Source organism: Mucilaginibacter koreensis (genome assembly GCF_054783355.1).
This window is the reverse complement of record NZ_BAAGQS010000001.1, coordinates 2,118,973-2,138,478: the sequence shown is the minus strand read 5'-3', so window position 1 is coordinate 2,138,478 and position 19,506 is coordinate 2,118,973. Positions and strand designations below refer to the sequence as shown.

Here is a 19,506-nt window from a genome sequence, read left to right as displayed (position 1 = left end):
TTGCATCACATTAAGAATACCAAAACAAACACTAAAATGGGATTCAAAAAATATATAAGTTCTAATAAATTCCTTTCGTTGCTCACGGTGTTTATGCTAGGCGCAACCGCTTTAATGGCGCAGGGCACCGCCAGTTCAAATGCTACTGCTACAGCCGACCAATCGGCCCAAACAGCCGGTATGTGGACTACTGTAGCTTACTATGTTGTATTGGTCGTGCTGGCCGGTGTAATTATTGGTATTGTAGGTAAAATTTTGAGAATATATGACCTTACCCTGCAAATGCAAGGTAAAAAAGGTATTGACTGGAACAAGTCAATGGCTGTTGGCTTCATCCTGTTCTTGCTGGCTGGTTTGGTAGGCGTTTATTACTCGTTTACAGTTCATGGCAGCATGATATTACCTGAATCTGCTTCTGCACATGGTAAAACGCTGGATACTATGTTCTGGGTTACATTTGGTATCACTGTAATTGTGTTTTTCGCCACACAAATTCTGTTGTTCGGCTTCGCTTATAAATACCGCGGTCAAAAAACACGTAAAGCTTATTACTATCCGCATAATAACACTATTGAAAAGGCGTGGACTATTACACCTGCAATTGTGTTAGCAGCTTTGGTAATCTTTGGTTTTTTCTCCTGGAGAAAAATAACTAACACTGTTGATGCTAAAGGCGAACCTGCATCGTTACAAATAGATGTAACAGGCCATCAGTTCGCGTGGGAGATTCGTTACCCTGGACACGATGGTAAATTAGGTTTGAAAGATTACAAATTGATAAGCGGTACCAACGTGTTAGGTGTAAATTTTAAAGACCGCAATAGCTTTGACGATTTACGTACCGATACCATTGTACTGCCGGTAAACAAATCGGTTCGTTTGAATATTTTGGCGCAGGATGTAATTCATAGTGTGTACATGCCAAATTTCAGGGTACAAATAAATGCGGTACCTGGTTTGCCTACTTACTTCAAGTTTACGCCAACCATTACTACAGAGCAAATGCGCAGAAACCTGGATGACCAGACTTTTGATTATCATTTGTACTGCAACAAAATTTGTGGTGGTGGCCACTACAACATGCAGAAGCTGATCAAAGTGGTAACGCAAGAGGAATATTATACTTGGTTGGCTCACCAAAAGCCTTACTTGAGCGAACAACTGAAGAAAGAGCTGAAATTTGCAGACAACGTGCCTGCAGTACAGCCCACCAAAGAACAGATTAGATTAGCATTGAATAATTAATACAAGATAACGAGAGCATATGTCAACATTATCAGTTCAAGATCATGGCGTTACACATCATGATCACGATCACGGACATCACCATAAAGAGACGTTTATAACCAAGTATATCTTCAGCCAGGATCACAAAATGATCGCACGGCAGTTTTTGATTACTGGTATTATTATGGCCGTTATCGCCATGATCCTGTCTATCCTGTTCCGTATCCAATTAGCTTACCCTGAAAAATCATTCCCTTTCCTGGAAGTGTTGTTAGGTAAATGGGCACCAGGCGGGCATTTGGATTCAAACTTCTACCTGTCGCTGGTTACCATTCACGGTACCATCATGGTATTCTTTGTGTTAACTGCAGGTTTGAGCGGTACTTTCAGTAACTTGCTTATCCCTTACCAGTTAGGTGCACGTGATATGGCTTCACCTTTCATGAACATGCTTTCCTACTGGTTTTTCTTCATTGCCAGTGTGATCATGCTGGGTTCATTCTTTGTAGAAAAAGGCCCTGCTGGTCCGGGATGGACGATTTACCCTCCACTGTCGGCTTTACCAAAAGCTATGCCTGGTTCTGGTATGGGTATGACTTTGTGGTTGGTAAGTATGGTGTTCTTCATCGCTTCGCAGCTGATGGGTGGTATCAATTACATCAGTACCATTCTGAACATGCGTACCAAGGGTATGGACTTATGGAAAATGCCTTTAACTATCTGGGCTTTCTTTTTAACTGCCGTTTTAGGTTTGTTAGCGTTCCCGGTACTGGTAGCAGGTGTGGTATTATTGATTTTTGACCGCAGCTTTGGTACCAGCTTCTACTTGTCTGACATTGTAGTACAAGGCCAGGTGATGAACTTTGAAGGTGGTAGCCCGATTTTGTTCCAGCACTTATTCTGGTTCCTGGGTCACCCTGAAGTATATATTGTAATTATGCCGGCAATGGGTCTGGTATCAGAAGTAATGGCTACCAATTCACGTAAGCCTATCTTCGGTTATCATGCCATGGTGTATTCATTAATTGGTATTACCGTGTTGTCGTTCATCGTATGGGGCCACCACATGTTTGTTACGGGTATGAATCCGTTCCTGGGTGGTGTGTTTATGATTACGACGTTGATTATTGCGGTACCATCAGCAGTAAAAACATTTAACTGGCTGGCTACGCTTTGGCGCGGTAACATTCAGTTTACACCGGCTATGCTGTACTCAATTGCTTTCGTATCGTTTTTCATCTCTGGTGGTTTAACCGGTATATACTTAGGTAACGCTGCATTAGATATTAACCTGCATGATACTTACTTTGTAGTTGCTCACTTCCACTTGGTAATGGGTTCGGCAGCAATATTTGGTATGTTGGCTGGTGTGTACCACTGGTTCCCTAAAATGTTTGGCCGCCATATGGACAGCAAATTGGGTTACCTGCACTTTTGGTTAACTTTCATTGGTGCTTACCTGGTATTCTTCCCAATGCACTTTATGGGTTTAGATGGCGTGCCTCGCCGTTACTACTCATTTACTGAGATAGAGCCATTGAAAAAATGGGTGTCAGTAAACGTATTTGTAACCTGGTCTGCTATCATGGCAGCATTCGCGCAGTTGATTTTCTTATGGAACTTCTTCTATTCGATCTTCTTCGGACAGAAATCCACTCAAAACCCATGGAATTCAAACACGCTGGAATGGACTACACCTGTTGAGCACATCCATGGCAATTGGCCTGGAGAAATACCAACTGTTTACCGTTGGCCATATGATTACAGCAAGCCAGGGCATGATGAAGATTTCATTCCTCAAACCGTACCGTTCTCTCAAACCATGAGCTCGAACTTACCTCATGATTTTGAAGATATTGATGCTGGTTTGAAAATGCACCAAGAGAATACCCAAAGCTCAAATGAGCAAGTAAAGTAATCACTTGTTATAAGAAATAGTTAGGGTACCTGTACCGGAAAGCATGCTCTTTCGGCAGCAGGTACCCTAAATTGTTCATAGAGGGTTCTGTTGATGTTCAAGTTAAGTTAACTAATATACATTGCTATCCTATAACTTAAGTTGATCAACCCCCGAGCGATTAAGAAGAAAGATGATTGATTCCACCGCAAAAGCCAGATTTCAGAAGGTTAACCTGATAACCATCGTTTTGCTTTTTGCCGTTATTTTAGCTGGTGGGGTAGTACGCAGTAGTGGCTCTGGTATGGGTTGCCCTGATTGGCCCAAGTGCTTTGGCCGTTATATACCACCCACCGATGCTTCTGAACTCCCCAAGGACTACAAGCAAACGTATGTGGCCGGCCGTGCCAAGAAAAACGAACGGTTTGCAAAAACGCTTGATGTATTTGGTTATGCTGATTTAGCCCAACGCCTGCGTAACGACAAATCAATTTTGGTACCTGAGGAATTTAACGCTACCCGTACCTGGACGGAATATGTTAACCGTTTAATTGGTGCTTTATCGGGCGTGTTTTTGCTGCTAACCATGGTTTACTCGTTTAAATATTTTGGGCAAAAAAGCATTATACCGGTATTGAGTATATTCAACTTATTGCTGGTATTCTTCCAGGCTTGGTTAGGTTCTATCGTGGTTTCTACTAATCTGGTTGCTTGGATCGTAACGGTTCACATGTTGCTTGCGCTGGCTATCTTAGCTATTAGTATTTATACCTACCATGTATCAAAAGTGGAAGGGAAGCAGTCATTACGCATCAGCTCGTTTTTGAGTGTTGTAGCTATTATTGCGTTAATTATCAGCATTGTTCAAATCACACTGGGCACAGAGGTTCGTGAGCAGGTAGATGCTGTGGCCGGCCATTTTGAGCAGCAATACCGCGAGCGTTGGGTAAATGATACCGGGCCGGTGTTTCCTCATCATAGAGACACCGCCATTTTGGTATTGATAATCAACGTGATGCTGTATGCTTTGGTGCGCCGCAACTTCAGTCGGCATTCGGTTCATCAGCAATTAATGAGCTTTATATTTTTGCTTATTGTATTGCAGATAGGCACCGGCATTGCCTTATCATATTTTGCGCTGCCGCCTTTTGCTCAGGCTACACATATCGTGCTAGCCAGTTTAATGTTTGGGGCACAATTTTATCTATTATTGAATTTTTATAAATCGGCAGGTGCGGAGGCCGTGCGCAGATGAAAGATTTTATTAAGCTGATTAAGTTCCGGCTTACCTTCCTGGTCGTATTTTCGGCTTCTATCTCCTTCATCATCGGTAACAAAGTAACCGGCATGATTCATTGGGTAGATTGGTTGAAGCTTGTTGTAGGCGGATTCCTGATTACCGGCGCTGCCAATGGCTTTAACGAAATTATTGAAAAGGATTTAGACCGCCTGATGAAACGCACGGCAGATCGTCCGCTGCCTTCAGGGCGCATGACTAATGGTCAGGCACTGATCTTAAGCTTGGGCATGGGCTTGGGTGGTACTTACTTGTTGGGTAGCCTGAATCTGCTTACCGGCTACTTATCAATTTTTGCTATTGTATTATATGCCTTTGTATACACGCCTATGAAACGCAAATCGCCTTTTGCGGTATTTGTGGGTGCAATACCGGGTGCATTACCACCGCTTATTGGTTATGTAGCTGCTTATGGTCGGATTGACGAAATAGCTGTTATTCTGTTCCTTGTGCAATTTGTTTGGCAGTTCCCGCACTTTTGGGCCATAGCCTGGGTGTTGGACGATGATTACAAGCTCGCCGGATTCCGCCTGCTGCCTACCCAGAAGCGCGACCGTACCAGTGCTATAGTAACTTTTGTTGTAACGCTGATACTGGTACCCGTAAGTTTGCTGCCAACTATATATGGTTATGGCGGCAATTATGTAGGTATCATTTCACTGGTTTGCAGCGTTATATTCTTATATCAGGCATTCAATTTGCTGCGTTTGTTAACCATTCCGTCGGCAAGGCAGTTGATGTTTGGTTCATTTCTATATCTGCCCATAGTGCAGTTAGCGTTTTTATTTGATTTTATAGGAAAATAAACTCATGGCTTACTTACAAGACGACAACACAAAACTTGATCTCACCCCAAAGAAATTTAACATGTGGGTGTTCATATTTACCTCCTTTATGTTTTTTGCTGCGCTTACCAGCGCATTTATTGTGTACGTAGGAGGGCGGGGGCATGCTTTACAAATACAAATGCCGGCTGCATTTGCTTACAGTACGGCTACCATTTTATTAAGCAGCATTACCCTGTTTTTAGCTAATAAGGCGGCTAAAGGCTTACAGTTTGACAAGCAACGCCTGTTTTTATGGATCAGCTTTGCTTTAGGCATTGCGTTTTTTGTAATCCAGATTTTTGCCTGGTATACTTTAACTTACCGCTTACAAGCTTTTTTTATAAACCCCAACGCTTCCATCTCGTTTATTTATGTGTTTTCGGGCATGCACATGATACACATTTTGGCGGGTTTGGTGTTACTAATTATAAGCCTGCGCAGTGCATATGGCAAAACACCACAAGTGCTGAATTTATACCGCATGGAAATGGCCTCAATATTTTGGCATTTTGTGGATTTGGTATGGATTTATCTCTATGTTTTTTTACTTTTGAACCAACATTAATAATTCTATAATTAGTACAAATGAGTACAGCAGCAGTATCACAAATAGATGAAGTAAAGTCTGGCCCTTGGTCAGGCGGCAAGTCTCCGTTCTCGGTAGAGTACGGAAAGATGATGATGTGGTTTTTCCTGTTATCAGATGCCTTTACTTTCTCATCATTACTTATCGCCTACGGCGCTTTACGTTTTAGTTCAACCAACTGGCCTGCGGCCGATAAAGTATTTCAGTCGGTACCCGGTGTGCTGGACAGTGGCGCTCCGCTGGTATTCGTAGGTTTAATGACTTTCATCCTGATCATGAGCTCTGTAACTATGGTATTAGGCGTAGAAGCCGGTCACCGTGGTGCACGCAAAGAAGTTGCCGGGTGGATGATTGCTACTGTAATTGGTGGTTTCATGTTTCTGGGTTGCCAGGCACTGGAGTGGACCCACTTACACCACGAAGGTTTTTGGTGGGGGAGCATCCCAAGCATGGAGGAATTGAAGCACCTGTTTAACGGTACGCCTTCTACTACTTATGCGCATCAGTTTGCCAACCTGTTTTTTACCATCACCGGTTTCCACGGTTTCCACGTATTTAGCGGGGTAATTATCAATATCATTATCCTTATTAATGTACTTAAAGGTACATATGACAAGCGCGGCAGTTACCTGATGGTAGAAAAAGTAGGCTTGTACTGGCACTTTGTAGATTTGGTTTGGGTATTCGTATTTACCTTCTTTTATTTAGTTTAACACATTCAATCTGAATTATCATGTCATCATCAGAAATACATAACGATCCTCATGCCGATCATGCATCGCATGACACCATGAGTAAAAAAAGAATATGGAGGGTATTCTGGATTTTACTGGGTATCACCGCTGTTGAATTTTTTATCGCACTGGTTTTGGTTCCAAAAGGAATTGTGCCTATCAATGTGGTAAACCCGGTATACATCGTGCTTACATTGTTTAAAGCATTTTATATTGTTGCCTACTTTATGCACTTAAAGTTTGAAAAAGTAGGTTTAGCATATACCATCCTCATCCCGATTATTTTTATCATCGGCTTAATTCTGGTGCTTACCAATGAAAGCCACCATTGGCTTGATTTACGCGGGTAATGCAACAGCAAAAAATCGGATTTAAACAAGTTACAATCCTGGTGCTCATTTTAGCAGTACCAGGATTTTTGTATTATTTACTGATGGTTGGCGGCAAAAACCGCTATAAACCATTGCCATTTTATGGCCCCAAAGTAGTGGCCAAAACCGGCCATACCTTTCATGGTAAATATATAGCCGATACTATTTACCATAAGCTGCCTGCTTTTCAACTCATCAATCAAGACGGACAACCGTTTACTGCTGATAGCCTGAAGGGCCGCATTACGGTAGTTAATTTCTTTTATACCGGCTGCCCCGATGCCTGTATTACCGTATGCAATAATATGGACAGCCTGGTACATAACTATGTTAAAAACCGCCTGATTCATTTCGCATCTATTACAGTAAACCCCAGCGTAGATAATAGCGAGAAACTGAAGCAATTTGCCACCCGATATAAAGCTAAAACCAACAAGTGGCAATTTCTCACCGGCGATACGGCGCAGGTGTACCCGCTGGCCCGTAAAGGCTTTTTAGTGAATGCGGCGCAGGTAGACGCCAACAACTTTGTTTTCAGCAACCAAATGATTTTGATAGATGCCGAAAACCGCATACGCGGCTATTACACCGGCGGCTCAATAACTGAAGTAATGCGCCTCAATGATGAGATAAAAGTGCAAATAGCCGAAGAATTACGAAAAATTAAAGCTCCTGATTTATAAGAATTTCTAATTCCATGACTGATAAGTTCATTTTCCGCTTTGTAGCTGCGGTATCTATATTTGTTTTTTTAGTAGTGGTGATACTTAACCTTAAGGTATTACCGGTGCCGGCCCAACTCCCTGCCTTTACTCCCTATTTACCTAAGCTGAATGCCATACTGAATGGCACTTGCAGTGTGCTGCTGCTCATTTCTTTGTTTTATATTCGAAACGGTAATGTGACTATGCATAAGCGCATTAATGTTTTGGCCTTTGTGTTGTCATCACTGTTCCTTGTTTCTTATATTTTGTTCCATTGGCTGGCACCTGAAACCAAGTTTGGAGATTTGAACGGCGACCATTTGGTATCTGACCAGGAGAAGGCGGCAACCGGTAGTATACGCTATATTTATTATGTGATATTAATTTCACACATTGTACTGGCTGCGGTTGTTTTACCGTTAATATTAATGAGCTTTTACCGTGGTTTGCAAATGCAGGTAGCCAAACACAAAAAACTGGTACGCTGGACGTTTCCAATCTGGTTTTATGTAACCGTAACCGGGGTAATTGTATACATCATGATATCGCCTTATTATAGGTTTTAAGTTATTTTTGTAAACACATGAAAGCATTAAGAATTTTCATTATCGCCACTGTTTTAACTTTTGCCGCTGCAGGTATTACACAAGTAAAAGCCCAGTGCGCCATGTGTTCGGCCACAGCTGATGCAGGTACTCAAAACGGAAATACTACGGCCAACGGGCTTAATAATGGCATTATGTACTTGCTGGCTGCGCCATATATTGCAGCAGCGGCAGTAGGTTTCATCTGGTATAAAAAATATCGTCGCAAAAACGTAGATCTGAAGATGCGCGATGAAAAACTTCACCTGAACTAATACCGGTTAGGCCGGTTATCTATACTATGGCCACAACACCCAAAGGCTGGGCAATACTGCACGGCAAATGCCCCCGCTGCCGCCGGGGCAATATTTTTTACGGCGGTATGTATGCCATTGGCAACAGCGGCATGAATGAGAATTGCCCACGTTGCGGCTTTCATTTCGAAATTGAACCCGGTTACTTTTACGCGGCGATGTATGTAAGTTATGCGCTCAACGTTGCCGAAGCGGTTACGCTGGGCGTAGCCACCTATATTTTCACTCATAATATGGATTCGCCCTGGTTGTACCTGGGTGTTGTACTGGGAGGATGCTTTCTAATGGCACCATTTAATTACCGTTATTCGCGCATTTTGCTATTATACTGGCTTTCACCCAAAATACATTATCACTCATACCTAGATACTGATGATCCGCAAAGAGACGTTTAGCTTTTTACATGATTTAGCGCAAAACAATAACCGCGAGTGGTTTCAGGACAATAAAGAGCGTTATGATGCCGCGCAGCAAAACGTAGTTGATTTTGCAGCCGAATTAATTAAAGGATTGAGCAAAATAGATGCAACCATCAGCGCTGATAAAGACCCTAAAAAGTGTGTGCTGCGTATTTACCGCGATGTGCGTTTCAGTAAGGATAAAACACCTTATAAAACCAACATGTCTGTAGGTAGGCTCAGAACCGGCAATGCCAAAGAGGGAATTGGCTACTTTTTGCAGATTGAGCCGGGCGCGTCTTTTATAGCCGGTGGCTACTGGATGCCACAGGCAGAAGATTTGAAAGCGATCAGGCAGGAGATTGATTACAACGCAGCTGAACTGAAAAATATAGTTGATGCGCCGGAGTTTAAGCAACTGTTTGGCGATTTCAGGAATCAGGAAAAACTAAAAGTAATGCCCAAGGGTTATGAACCTGATAACGAAAATATTGAACTGTTGAAGTTGAAAAGTTTTGCAGCCATACATGATTTAAAAGACACTGAACTGCAAAGCGCCGATGCGGTGCAACATGTAACTGATTTGTGCGGCAAAATTCAACCTTTGAATATATTTTTGGCCAATGCCATAGCATAATGTTTTTTTCACTTAACCTACTTATACCATGAAATTGAAGTACATACTATTAGCAGCACTCACCTGCATTATGATGAACTCGTGCGTATCAACCAAAAAGTACAATACTTTGCTGGCCAGCCGCGATTCACTGCAAAACAGAACCACCAACCTGGAAACCGAACTGGCCCGACTGCAGGCTGATACGGCGCGCTTGCACCACCAGATTGCCGATTTGCAAACCAAGTTTAACGCGCTTAACAAAGATTATAACGCAAGTTCAAACCAAGTAGGCCAGCTATCAGACGACCTGAAAAAACGCGAAGCCCGTTTGCGCGAGGTAGAAGATATTTTGCGCAAGCGCGATGAAGCTACCAATGCTCTGCGTAATAAGTTACAACAGGCGTTGCTGGGCTTCCAAAACAGCGGTCTTACTGTTGATATCCGTAATGGTAAGGTGTATGTATCCTTAACAGATAAGCTGCTGTTCCCATCCGGCAGTATTGTAATTGATGAAAAAGGTAAACAAGCTTTAGAGCAGTTAGCCGCAGTGTTAAACAAAGAGCCTGACATCAATATTGCTGTAGAAGGCCATACCGACGATAAACGTGTAGTCAACCTCGGGCAGATCAAAGATAACTGGGATTTGAGTGTATTACGTGCTACCTCGGTAACCCGCTTCTTAACTGAAGTGCAAAAAGTAGATCCACATCGTTTAACGGCTACCGGTAAGGGCCAGTACCAGCCCATTGACCCGGCCAATACCGACGCTGCCCGTGCCCGCAACCGTCGCATTGAAATTGTGCTGACGCCTAAGCTGGATGAACTGTATAACTTGATTACCAAGTAATCATCCTGTAATAATTTTGTGAGCCCCGGCACTAAGCCGGGGCTTTTTTGTTAATATGGAAGTAACAGAAAATTATACTACTCCTGTCATGCTAATGCACTCGAAGCATGATTGCACAAACGGATCCGATGAATGGCTATGCTACATGCTTCGAGTGCATTAGCATGACAGGGTGGTTGAGCGTAACAAGAGATGGGTAATGCATTTCTGTTACCGATTTAAAATGAATACAAATTAAACTATGCAAAGAAAGTACGCCATCATATCAGATATACACGGTAACACCTTAGCCTTGCTTGCAGTGCTCAAGGATATTAAAGCCAGGCGCATTGACCATATTATTAACTTGGGTGATCACTTTTTTGGTGCCCTGGAGCCGGAAAGCGTAGCGCAGATACTGCGCGAAAATCCAATGCTGTGCATCAATGGTAACACCGACCGTGAGATACTGGAAAATAAGCCTAAAGAGGGCATGGAGCGGGTGCAAAAAGAACTTTCCGAACAATCTACCAGCTGGCTGAAAAGCCTGCCGCAAACGACTACCTGCGACGGCTTATTTTTTGTATGCCATGGTACCCCTGAAAGCGATGATGAGTATTTACTGGAGCAGGTAACTCCGCATGGTGTATTTGTATACAATGATGAAGAATTGATACGCCGTACAGCTCACATTAATGAGCGTATAATTTTATGCGGACACTCGCATGTGAACCGGGTAATCTACTTATCGAATGATAAAATCATCCTAAACCCTGGTAGTGTGGGTTTGCCGGCTTATTTAGGTAATGGCGAATATTACTTCGCAATGGAGTCGATGTCGCCCCATGCCAAGTATGCCATTGTAAGTGTGGATGGACAGCAGGTAAGTATTGAACAAGTGCTGTGTGCTTATGACTGGCACCAAGCCTCGGCCAATGCACGCAGTAATGGGAACGAGAAGTGGGCAGATTTTCTGTTACATGGCCGAATGCCCAAATCATTAAAGCCCGCTTAAAACGGGCTTACAAAATCTTTCAGTGCGGGCAGTACCTCATCTTTGGCCGAGGTAACTACATTGCGCGTGTCCATACCCCAACCAATACCCAGCTCGGGGTCGTTCCAGATTACTCCAATCTCAGAGGCTTTATCATAAAAATTGGTTACTTTATAACTGAAAATAGTATTATCCTCTAGCACGGCAAAACCGTGTACAAAGCCCTCAGGTATCCACAGCTGAATGTTGTTTTCGCCTGTTAACTCCAGGCTTACATGCTGGCCATAGGTAGGTGAGCTTTTGCGTACATCTACCACCACATCAAGCGCACGGCCCTGGAGTACACGCACCAGTTTGCCTTGTGCAAAAGGCGGCGCCTGGGCATGCAAACCTCTGATGGCACCTCTGTGGGAAATAGACTGATTATCCTGCACAAATTCGGCAGTAATGCCTGCCTCTTCGTATTTCTTTTTATTGTAGCTCTCAAAAAAGAAACCCCGATCGTCAGGAAATATGCGGGGTTCGATGATGAGCAACCCTTCGATGGTTGTGGTCGTTACTTTCATGCGGCGTGTTCTTCTAACAGTTGCATAATGCTGTTAAACAGTACATATTGGTTTTCAAATTGCTGGTTATGAACAATATGCAACTGGTCCAAATGGTTTTCGGTAAACTGCGTATATTTTTCAATTTGGTCGGTCACAAACTGTATGCAGTAGGTTACACCTTCATTGGGTGAATTGAGTACCGTGAGTATTTTGTACGAGTTAAACAAGCCGGTGCTTAAGGCACCTGGAATGTGATTTTGCTTTATCCAGGCCAGCCAGGTTTCATTCACTTCGGGGTTAACTACGTAGGTTTCGTTATAAATAATCATGTATTGCAAAAATATAAATTAAGATGAACTATCAGGCTGGTCGCCCCTTAAAATGCGGAAACGTTTACGCGCTTCACCAATCCACAAGCTGCCGGGGTAAGCGGTGATAATTTTCTGGTAATAAACCTTAGCCAGCTGTTTATCATTTAACTGATGCTCATACAAATCGCCCAGCATAAACACCGCATCATCAGCCCATAACCCTGATGGATGTTGCTCCGAAATTTGTTTTAACGGCTGCAAAGCGGCTGTATAATCCTTAAGCTGCAGGCTTATACGGGCTTTTGCCATCAGTATATCATCCACCAGGGTATTGCCCGGGTAGGCGGTAGTGATACTATCCAATGTTTGCAGGGCTTTTTCAGGTTGTTCTTCAAATATCAGCAGGTCGGCACGTGCATATACTTTTAAGGCGGCTCCGCTGGTATCTGCAAGCAGGTTATCAGTAATCAGTAACGATAAGTTAAGGGCGTCATTGGCAATCAATTGTGATGTGGCGGCTTTCAGTACATCCAACTGCTCCTTGGCCCATTTAAAATCACCGGTATAATAGGCCAGCCGCGCATTACGAAATAAGGCTTCTTGCGCGAGCGGCATTCCTTTGTTGCTTCCAGATACCTGGCTGTATAGCAAAGTTGCTTCCCAGGGTTGGCCACACATCAGCTCAGCATCACCTAAATCAAGTTTGCAGGCGGCCAGCAAATCGGGGCGCAGTCCATTAATAGTTATCGCTTTTTGCAGCAATGCTCTGGCTTCGGTAGGTTTATGCAGTTTAAACGCCTGCAGTTTGGCCAGGCGCTCCATGGCAAAGGCTGTGCGTGCATTGGTGCCAAATTCGTTTAACAGGCTCTGATAATCTTTTTCGAGACCCAGTAAATCGGCAGCAACATACTTACCAGCGGTTACTTTTAGGTTTTTGGTATTAATAAGGTCAATTTTTGCGGGCAAGTACAGCTCATTATTGGCAGCGCCTAAATCAATAATATATTGATATCCTTTAATGGCTTCGTCATAAGCCTCGTTATCTGCCAGAGTGCGGCTTAAATCAAATACCCGGCCGGCATCTTCTTTCATCAGGCGACTCACGGCAATGGTTTGATCTAATGCCTGCTGATATTGCTTCTGTTCCAAGTACTGCCATATCAGCAAGCGATTGTATACCACTTGTTGCGGCTCCTTCTGCAGTAACTTTTGCAATTTAACTCTGAGCTGCTCATAATCGGCCGAGCCATCATATAAAGCGGCCAGGGTGCCCTCAGCCTGGCTCAAATAACCCGGGTTTTCGGGTACATAATTCAGGTATTCATCAGTTAAAGCTATTTTATCACGTTTATAACGGTAAAGGCTGATCAGCTCGATACTAAACAATTGGTTATTGTGCAGCAACTTACGGCCCTGCAAAAAACATTTAATGGCGGCATCGGCATTTTCGGCTTGGTAAAACTGCATGGCCAAGCTGGCTACGGCACCCTTATCGGCAGGTAAGCTTTTAATCAGTGTTTTAAACAATTCGTCGGCTTTTGCGGTATTACCCTGACGCTGGTAAATTTGTGTTAGCATCACCGCAAACTGGCTGTCTTCCGGATGGTTTTGCATCATGCGGCGGGTAATGCGCTCGGCCTCGGCAAAGTTTTTCAGGTTCAGCAAGGCATCCGCATAGTAACGATAAAAGGCTTCATTATCCTGATTGAACAGCTTAGCGTAAACCTCTGCAGCCTTTTGCGGCTCAGAATTGTTGATATACTGCTGTGCTAACTGCAACTCGGTGTTTTGAGCAAACGCAACGGTGCCGAATACGCAGTAAACCAGTAAAATAATAATGACTTTAACCCTCATGCAGTTCAAAAATACCTAATATAAATGGTTTGTTACCAAGTACTTTACTTGAGTTAATATAACGTTTTTGATGGGTAAAATTGTAGTGACATTAAATACGCATAAATTAAATTTATTTATGTTTAAACTTTGAATATATCCGGTATTGCCGCTTATACACATGTTGAATCGTCTTAAAATTTTACTATACATTACAGTACTGTTCTGTTTATTCACCGCTTGTCAGAGGAGTGAAGTGAAGCAGATACCGGTGCGCTATTTTTTTAAAACGCCCGAAAAGAGCTTTTTTAAAATCTCTCCTGATGGTAAGTATATTACTTACCTCAAACCATATAAAGAGAAGCAGAATTTGTTCATCCTGTCGTTGGCTGATGGCAGGGAGCGCATGGTCACTTCGTTTGCCGATTATTCGGTACGCGATTATTTCTGGACCTATAATAACCATTTGGTATTTAGTCAGGACCGTATTGCTATGGATGAATACCGCATGTATGCGTTGGACATCAATACACTGAAATTAAAAACCCTGATTTCGCAGGAGAAACTGCGTGTGCGTTTATTGAATTTGGATAAGCACAACCCGGATGTAATTACGCTGATCATGAACAAGCGTAACCCGGCCAGCTTCGATATTTACAAGCTGAACATCACTACCGGCAAATTGGATTTATATCAGCCCAATCCCGGTAATATTACTGAGTGGTTCCCGGATATAGATGGAAAAATCCGGTTGGCCAAGTCGTCTGATGGGGTAGATGAAACTATCTTGTTCCGCCCGGATGATAGTGCGCCATTCAAGCCGATTATTAAAAATAATTTCAAAAACTCGGTAGAGCCGGTACCTTTTACCAGCACCCCAAATGCTTTCTACGCCTTATCTAATGTAAACCGCGATAAAATGGCGCTGGTGCAGATTGATGCCCATACCGGTAAAGAAGCTAAAGTGATTTATGCCACCAGTGATGCTGACATTCAGGAAGTGAGTTACTCGCGCTTAAAAGGTACATTGGAGTATGCCGCCTGGGAAGATACCAAGCCCAAGAAGCATTTTTTGAATGATAGTATTGAGCAAATGTATACCGACATCCGCAGGCAACTGAACAACAGTATGTCCATCCGGCTAATTGATCGTGATACAGCAGGGCACAACTTTATATTAAGCGCCTATAATGATCGTAACCCGGGTAGCTACTACTTATATAACCAGCCAACAAAGAAACTAACCCTGCTGGGTAATATCAACACATCGCTATCAGCCGATAATTTGTGTGCAATGAAGCCGGTATCATTCAAAGCCAGCGATGGATTGCTGATACATGGTTATTTAACCTTGCCTTTAAACAAAAAGGCTGATAACCTTCCCGTAGTAGTAATGCCCCATAACGATCCCTGGGGGCGCAATGTTTGGGGCTACAATGCAGAAGTACAGTTTTTAGCCAACCGGGGTTATGCAGTTTTCCAGGTCAATTACCGTGGTTCGTCGGGCTATGGCAAGGCATTTCACAGTGCCGGTTTCAAGCAAGTGGGTGGGCGCATCCAGCAGGATATTACGGATGGTGTACACTGGTTGATTGCTCAAAAAATAGCTAATCCTCAAAAGATAGCCATTATGGGCAGTGGATTCGGGGGGTTCTCGGCCTTAAACGGTATAGCTGCCCATCAGGGTTTATACAACTGCGCTATCGTGCAGAACGGGCTTATTAACTTTTTTACTTACATTAAAGATGCACCGCCGTTTTTTAAGCCTTACCTGCAAATGACCTACGAGATGGTAGGAAACCCCGAAACGGATGCCCTGCAATTGCGCAATATATCGCCGGTATTTCATACTGATAAAATAAAAACCCCGCTGCTGATTTTTCAGGGAGCTAAAGACCCGCGCGCTAACATTAGCGAGTTAAACCAGTTTGTGCGCGAGCTGAAAAAGCGTAATCAGGCGCCTGTAACTTACGTGCTGAAAGAGAACGAACGTGGTTACTTCAAAAGCGAACATAACCGTACGCAAATGTATACCCAGATTGAAGCGTTTCTGGCTGAACACATGAAGGTTAAACCCTAAAAGAAAGGGTGATGCAGCCGCAAAATCATATTTTCAAAAAGAACCTTTCGCTTATTGTCATCTTTATGGTGCTGATATCGGCTGCTTTGGTAGCTGCACTGATTTTAACTTATAATTTGACGAAGAAGTATGTTGAAAATGAATTTGCCTCGCGCAAGATTGATGTGCTGGAGCAAACGTTAAAGCCCTATACCGATTTTTTTCAAAATAAAATCCCTGAAGTAACTTCTTACCAAGGGTTTTTGGATTCAGCTTCGGCCGGTAATTATGCCGGATCGGTGTTTGGAAGTTACTCCTTTGTAAAGCGCATACGTTTTTATGATATTATCATCAGCAGCCGCCAGCAGCCGGCCAATAAAAGCAGCCTTAACATTGCGGTGAAAGCAGTTTATCAGTATTTGCCCAACCATGGAAGCGTTGCAGGTACTGTTTTAAAAAACAGAGGTACTGATCAGGATTTTGAGTTAGTGGCCGACAAGTTCAGCAATTATATTGAAACAGCCGATACCTCGCGGGTACCCGACCAGGACGAGCAATATAAAACTTTTTACGATGTAAAGCCGGCCCGCATCAGTTACCTGAACATTCCGCGGCGCGAAGAAATTAAAGCCTATAAGCAGTTACAGCAAAACTATCGCCCCGGTGCGTTTTATAAGCAAAACATGATGGCTTTTTTGCTGGATGCCAAAGCTTTAAAGGTGAAGAATAACCATCCCGAACTGTACAGAGAGATCAGTATACAACGGGTGGTGTATGACCCGCTGAATGATGAAGATGGCGACATTAAAACGGAGGTAGCCTTTCCAGGTGCGTTTTCTGATTATAAATTGTATTTCCGTTCGCCGAAGGCTTACCTGAATAATGAAATTTACCGGCGTTTTGCGCCCACAGCATCTATTGTAATTCTTATTTACGTATTCCTGGTACTCATTGGCTGGCTGATTAACCGTAACCTAAATACCAACTTAAAACTGTTTAAACTGCAGTATGATTTTATCAACAATTTTACGCATGAGTTTAAAACGCCGGTAAGCGTAATCAAAATTGCCGGCTCAAACCTGAAAGGGGAAGGTGAACTTACTGAACGTCAGCGTAAGCATTATGGGCGTATACTGGATGAAGAAGCTGATAAGCTGAATAATTTGATGAACAAGCTGCTTTCATTTACGCAAATAGAGAACAGGTCAATTCATCTGAAAAAACAGGAAATTAACGTAGAAGAATTTGTAAAAGGGTATATTGAAACGTTCCGCATTAAATATCCCGACTTTGTATTAAGCTATCAGATTGAGCAGCCGCTGGTTTTTTTTACAGATCCGGTATTGCTGGGCAGCCTGTTTCAAAACCTGATAGAGAATGCTTATAAATATTCTAATCCTGAAAATAAAGAATTGAACATCAGTGTGATGCTGGATAAGCGGAATATTGTATTTTCGTTTACAGATAAAGGCATTGGTATACCCAAAGCCGAGCTGGCCAACGTGTTTAAAAAGTTTTACCGCATCCAAAACAAGTATAACCAAAACGGAAGCGTGGGCTTAGGTTTGGCTTTTTGCAAAGAACTGGCTAATTTTATGAACGGCGATATTACGGTAAAAAGTAAAGTGAACGAAGGTTCGGAGTTTACAGTTACCTTGCCTTACGAAAACTAAATTATGAACAAAGAGATAAAAATTGCTTTAGTTGAAGATGACGAGAACCTGCGCTTTTTAGTGGCCGAGCGACTGGAAAGTGAAGGTTATAAAGTGCTGGAAGCAGCTAACGGAGACGAAGCGGAAGCCATGATTTTGTCCAGCGATCCGGATATTGTATTGTTGGACTGGATGTTACCCGGCAAACAGGGTTCTGAAGTTTGTACCAGTATAAGAAACCAGGGCTTTGATAAACTGGTAATTATGATGACAGCCAAAGCGCAGGATGTTGATAAAATTGAGGCTTATAACTTTGGCGTATCTGATTATATCACTAAACCATTTAACATGGATGTATTGGTGGCGATGATTGACAACAAGATTAAGTTTTCGCTCAATACCGATAATAAATCAGAAGTATACCGCTTTGATGGGATGGAGCACCACCCCAATACGCACCTGCTGGTTAAAAATGACCGCAAAATAGAGCTGACCATATTAGAGAACCGTATCCTGCTGTATTTCCTGAAAAACAGGAACAAGGTAATTAACCGCGAGGAACTGATGATGGAGGTTTGGGGCTACAATGCTGATGTAAACACCCGCACATTAGATATGCACATCGTTCGCCTGCGCAAAAAAATTGAGCATAATCCCGATTCACCTCAGTACCTGCAAACGGTACGTGGAATAGGATATAAGTTTGTATACGAAGGGTAAACCTCACCCCAGGTCTTTCTAAATGGGAAGGCCTTTACTTTTTGTCATTGCGAGCGGTAGCGTGGCAATCGCTTGCTGTACAGAGGCGCATATGCTTCCGTGCGGTTGCCACGCTATCGCTCGCAATGACAGAGTTACTTACCTAAGCTGCCTTATATTTCCGCGCTTTAAACGATGTTTTAGGCTTAAACACTTCAACTTCTGCCTCAATCACATCTTTTGCTATCCCGCCAAAACGCTGTGCCTGTACACGGTCGTAATCTTTTACATAATCAGGGTGCTCGGTGCCCATCAAACGGTCCCATACCCGGAAATATAAGCCGTAGTTGCCTTTAAATTTGCTATGGTGCAGGTTATGGTGTACAGAAGTGTTCAGTATCTCGAACCAAACGGTGTTTCTAAAACCACGCGGCATAATTTCATAACCCAGGTGCCCATACACATTGATAATAAAGCCGACTACAGTAAATAGCATAATAGTAATGGGGTGCAGCGGCATAATCATCACAATCACCAGCAAGATACCAACCTCAACTACGGCTTCCAGTATGTGAAAGGCATAAGAAGTCCAAGGAGAAGGATTGGTTGATTTATGGTGCAGCAGGTGCGCATACTTAAATATGCTTTTGTGATGCATCAGGCGGTGCGTCCAGTAAAAATAAGTATCGTGCACAATGAGGGTGAGTAATAAACTTACGCCAACCCACCACAAAGGGTAATCATGCAGCTGGGTATACACCTGTGTATGCTGCCGGAACGGCGTAAGTAGAATAAGCGCTGATGCAATGGCAAACACCGCTGTGCTTTGTACAGAGTGTAGAATTTCACGCCAGAAATCGGTACGGCCGGCAGCTTTCTTTTGAATTTTCAATTTACTGAACCGGTTGTGTAGCCAGTAGTAAAAAATGAGAAACGGTATGCCGGCTAAAATAAAATATCTGAGGGTGAGTACGCCGAAAATTGAGGCAGTACCTTCCAGTAATTTTTGCATAACAAGAGATCTGA

21 protein-coding genes are annotated in these 19,506 nt (G+C 43.0%); 17 read left to right on the top strand and 4 right to left on the bottom strand.

What is annotated here, in order from left to right; genetic code table 11:
* The first annotated feature begins 36 nt into the window (after positions 1-36).
* The 14 genes from ACYVNW_RS09730 (at position 37) to ACYVNW_RS09665 (ending at position 11,399) form a co-directional block, all read left to right on the top strand.
* Complete coding sequence (locus ACYVNW_RS09730) at positions 37-1,245, top strand: cytochrome c oxidase subunit II (RefSeq protein WP_460679666.1); 1,209 nt, start codon at positions 37-39, stop codon at positions 1,243-1,245.
* Positions 1,246-1,264: 19 nt separating this feature from the next.
* Positions 1,265-3,145, top strand: coding sequence for a cytochrome c oxidase subunit I (locus ACYVNW_RS09725; protein WP_460679665.1), 1,881 nt, complete (start codon positions 1,265-1,267; stop codon positions 3,143-3,145).
* A 172-nt stretch (positions 3,146-3,317) separates the two neighbouring features.
* Positions 3,318-4,379: a COX15/CtaA family protein gene (locus ACYVNW_RS09720; RefSeq protein WP_460679664.1), complete on the top strand. Its 1,062-nt coding sequence runs from the start codon at positions 3,318-3,320 to the stop codon at positions 4,377-4,379.
* On the top strand, positions 4,376-5,227 hold the full coding sequence (cyoE, locus tag ACYVNW_RS09715; RefSeq protein WP_460679663.1) for a heme o synthase: 852 nt from the start codon (positions 4,376-4,378) through the stop codon (positions 5,225-5,227). Before ACYVNW_RS09720 ends, cyoE begins: the two co-directional genes overlap by 4 nt.
* A gap of 4 nt (positions 5,228-5,231) precedes the next feature.
* Positions 5,232-5,813, top strand: a complete 582-nt coding sequence (locus ACYVNW_RS09710; RefSeq protein ID WP_460679662.1) for a cytochrome c oxidase subunit 3 — start codon at positions 5,232-5,234, stop codon at positions 5,811-5,813.
* A 20-nt stretch (positions 5,814-5,833) separates the two neighbouring features.
* Positions 5,834-6,547: a cytochrome c oxidase subunit 3 gene (locus ACYVNW_RS09705; RefSeq protein ID WP_460679661.1), complete on the top strand. Its 714-nt coding sequence runs from the start codon at positions 5,834-5,836 to the stop codon at positions 6,545-6,547.
* Between the two features lie 20 nt (positions 6,548-6,567).
* A complete protein-coding gene (locus tag ACYVNW_RS09700) occupies positions 6,568-6,918 on the top strand; it encodes a cytochrome C oxidase subunit IV family protein (RefSeq protein WP_460679660.1) in 351 nt (116 codons plus the stop codon).
* Positions 6,918-7,622 (top strand): SCO family protein, encoded by a 705-nt coding sequence (locus tag ACYVNW_RS09695; RefSeq protein ID WP_460679659.1) that lies wholly within the window; start codon positions 6,918-6,920, stop codon positions 7,620-7,622. Before ACYVNW_RS09700 ends, ACYVNW_RS09695 begins: the two co-directional genes overlap by 1 nt.
* Before the next feature lie 14 nt (positions 7,623-7,636).
* Complete coding sequence (locus tag ACYVNW_RS09690; protein WP_460679658.1) at positions 7,637-8,209, top strand: DUF420 domain-containing protein; 573 nt, start codon at positions 7,637-7,639, stop codon at positions 8,207-8,209.
* A gap of 17 nt (positions 8,210-8,226) precedes the next feature.
* Positions 8,227-8,502: a hypothetical protein gene (locus ACYVNW_RS09685; protein ID WP_460679657.1), complete on the top strand. Its 276-nt coding sequence runs from the start codon at positions 8,227-8,229 to the stop codon at positions 8,500-8,502.
* Between the two features lie 26 nt (positions 8,503-8,528).
* A complete protein-coding gene (locus tag ACYVNW_RS09680) occupies positions 8,529-8,936 on the top strand; it encodes a DUF983 domain-containing protein (RefSeq protein WP_460679656.1) in 408 nt (135 codons plus the stop codon).
* Positions 8,914-9,576 (top strand): DUF2461 domain-containing protein, encoded by a 663-nt coding sequence (locus tag ACYVNW_RS09675; protein WP_460679655.1) that lies wholly within the window; start codon positions 8,914-8,916, stop codon positions 9,574-9,576. Before ACYVNW_RS09680 ends, ACYVNW_RS09675 begins: the two co-directional genes overlap by 23 nt.
* 28 nt (positions 9,577-9,604) lie before the next feature.
* Complete coding sequence (locus tag ACYVNW_RS09670) at positions 9,605-10,405, top strand: OmpA/MotB family protein (protein ID WP_460679654.1); 801 nt, start codon at positions 9,605-9,607, stop codon at positions 10,403-10,405.
* A gap of 241 nt (positions 10,406-10,646) precedes the next feature.
* Positions 10,647-11,399 carry a metallophosphoesterase family protein gene (locus ACYVNW_RS09665; RefSeq protein WP_460679653.1) on the top strand — a complete coding sequence of 251 codons (753 nt, stop codon included), beginning with the start codon at positions 10,647-10,649 and terminating at the stop codon, positions 11,397-11,399.
* On the opposite strand, the gene rfbC is transcribed toward ACYVNW_RS09665, so the two are convergent.
* Genes rfbC through ACYVNW_RS09650 form a run of 3 tightly spaced genes read right to left on the bottom strand, consistent with a single transcriptional unit; the run spans position 11,396 to position 14,091 of the window.
* Positions 11,396-11,944: a dTDP-4-dehydrorhamnose 3,5-epimerase gene (gene rfbC, locus ACYVNW_RS09660; RefSeq protein ID WP_460679652.1), complete on the bottom strand. Its 549-nt coding sequence runs from the start codon at positions 11,942-11,944 to the stop codon at positions 11,396-11,398. The genes ACYVNW_RS09665 and rfbC overlap by 4 nt on opposite strands.
* Positions 11,941-12,255 (bottom strand): DUF4286 family protein, encoded by a 315-nt coding sequence (locus ACYVNW_RS09655; protein ID WP_460679651.1) that lies wholly within the window; start codon positions 12,253-12,255, stop codon positions 11,941-11,943. Before ACYVNW_RS09655 ends, rfbC begins: the two co-directional genes overlap by 4 nt.
* 18 nt (positions 12,256-12,273) lie before the next feature.
* Complete coding sequence (locus tag ACYVNW_RS09650) at positions 12,274-14,091, bottom strand: tetratricopeptide repeat protein (protein ID WP_460679650.1); 1,818 nt, start codon at positions 14,089-14,091, stop codon at positions 12,274-12,276.
* Between the two features lie 235 nt (positions 14,092-14,326).
* On the opposite strand from ACYVNW_RS09650, the gene ACYVNW_RS09645 reads away from it, so the two are divergent.
* From ACYVNW_RS09645 to ACYVNW_RS09635, 3 genes are read left to right on the top strand one after another with little or no spacing between them, the layout of a single operon-like run.
* Entirely contained in the window at positions 14,327-16,150 is a 1,824-nt protein-coding gene (locus ACYVNW_RS09645) for a S9 family peptidase (protein WP_460679649.1), read from the top strand.
* An 11-nt stretch (positions 16,151-16,161) separates the two neighbouring features.
* Complete coding sequence (locus ACYVNW_RS09640) at positions 16,162-17,802, top strand: sensor histidine kinase (protein ID WP_460679648.1); 1,641 nt, start codon at positions 16,162-16,164, stop codon at positions 17,800-17,802.
* Positions 17,803-17,805: 3 nt separating this feature from the next.
* Complete coding sequence (locus ACYVNW_RS09635; protein WP_460679647.1) at positions 17,806-18,501, top strand: response regulator transcription factor; 696 nt, start codon at positions 17,806-17,808, stop codon at positions 18,499-18,501.
* Between the two features lie 142 nt (positions 18,502-18,643).
* On the opposite strand, the gene ACYVNW_RS09630 is transcribed toward ACYVNW_RS09635, so the two are convergent.
* Positions 18,644-19,492, bottom strand: coding sequence for a sterol desaturase family protein (locus ACYVNW_RS09630; RefSeq protein WP_460679646.1), 849 nt, complete (start codon positions 19,490-19,492; stop codon positions 18,644-18,646).
* Positions 19,493-19,506 lie beyond the last annotated feature (14 nt).

Bases quoted from the DNA above. Each gene is read 5' to 3' on its own strand.
- ACYVNW_RS09730 (WP_460679666.1), top strand. From the start codon at position 37: ATGGGATTCAAAAAATATATAAGTTCTAATAAATTCCTTTCGTTGCTC.
- ACYVNW_RS09725 (WP_460679665.1), top strand. From the start codon at position 1,265: ATGTCAACATTATCAGTTCAAGATCATGGCGTTACACATCATGATCAC.
- ACYVNW_RS09720 (WP_460679664.1), top strand. From the start codon at position 3,318: ATGATTGATTCCACCGCAAAAGCCAGATTTCAGAAGGTTAACCTGATA.
- cyoE (WP_460679663.1), top strand. From the start codon at position 4,376: ATGAAAGATTTTATTAAGCTGATTAAGTTCCGGCTTACCTTCCTGGTC.
- ACYVNW_RS09710 (WP_460679662.1), top strand. From the start codon at position 5,232: ATGGCTTACTTACAAGACGACAACACAAAACTTGATCTCACCCCAAAG.
- ACYVNW_RS09705 (WP_460679661.1), top strand. From the start codon at position 5,834: ATGAGTACAGCAGCAGTATCACAAATAGATGAAGTAAAGTCTGGCCCT.
- ACYVNW_RS09700 (WP_460679660.1), top strand. From the start codon at position 6,568: ATGTCATCATCAGAAATACATAACGATCCTCATGCCGATCATGCATCG.
- ACYVNW_RS09695 (WP_460679659.1), top strand. From the start codon at position 6,918: ATGCAACAGCAAAAAATCGGATTTAAACAAGTTACAATCCTGGTGCTC.
- ACYVNW_RS09690 (WP_460679658.1), top strand. From the start codon at position 7,637: ATGACTGATAAGTTCATTTTCCGCTTTGTAGCTGCGGTATCTATATTT.
- ACYVNW_RS09685 (WP_460679657.1), top strand. From the start codon at position 8,227: ATGAAAGCATTAAGAATTTTCATTATCGCCACTGTTTTAACTTTTGCC.
- ACYVNW_RS09680 (WP_460679656.1), top strand. From the start codon at position 8,529: ATGGCCACAACACCCAAAGGCTGGGCAATACTGCACGGCAAATGCCCC.
- ACYVNW_RS09675 (WP_460679655.1), top strand. From the start codon at position 8,914: ATGATCCGCAAAGAGACGTTTAGCTTTTTACATGATTTAGCGCAAAAC.
- ACYVNW_RS09670 (WP_460679654.1), top strand. From the start codon at position 9,605: ATGAAATTGAAGTACATACTATTAGCAGCACTCACCTGCATTATGATG.
- ACYVNW_RS09665 (WP_460679653.1), top strand. From the start codon at position 10,647: ATGCAAAGAAAGTACGCCATCATATCAGATATACACGGTAACACCTTA.
- rfbC (WP_460679652.1), bottom strand. From the start codon at position 11,944: ATGAAAGTAACGACCACAACCATCGAAGGGTTGCTCATCATCGAACCC.
- ACYVNW_RS09655 (WP_460679651.1), bottom strand. From the start codon at position 12,255: ATGATTATTTATAACGAAACCTACGTAGTTAACCCCGAAGTGAATGAA.
- ACYVNW_RS09650 (WP_460679650.1), bottom strand. From the start codon at position 14,091: ATGAGGGTTAAAGTCATTATTATTTTACTGGTTTACTGCGTATTCGGC.
- ACYVNW_RS09640 (WP_460679648.1), top strand. From the start codon at position 16,162: ATGCAGCCGCAAAATCATATTTTCAAAAAGAACCTTTCGCTTATTGTC.
- ACYVNW_RS09635 (WP_460679647.1), top strand. From the start codon at position 17,806: ATGAACAAAGAGATAAAAATTGCTTTAGTTGAAGATGACGAGAACCTG.
- ACYVNW_RS09630 (WP_460679646.1), bottom strand. From the start codon at position 19,492: ATGCAAAAATTACTGGAAGGTACTGCCTCAATTTTCGGCGTACTCACC.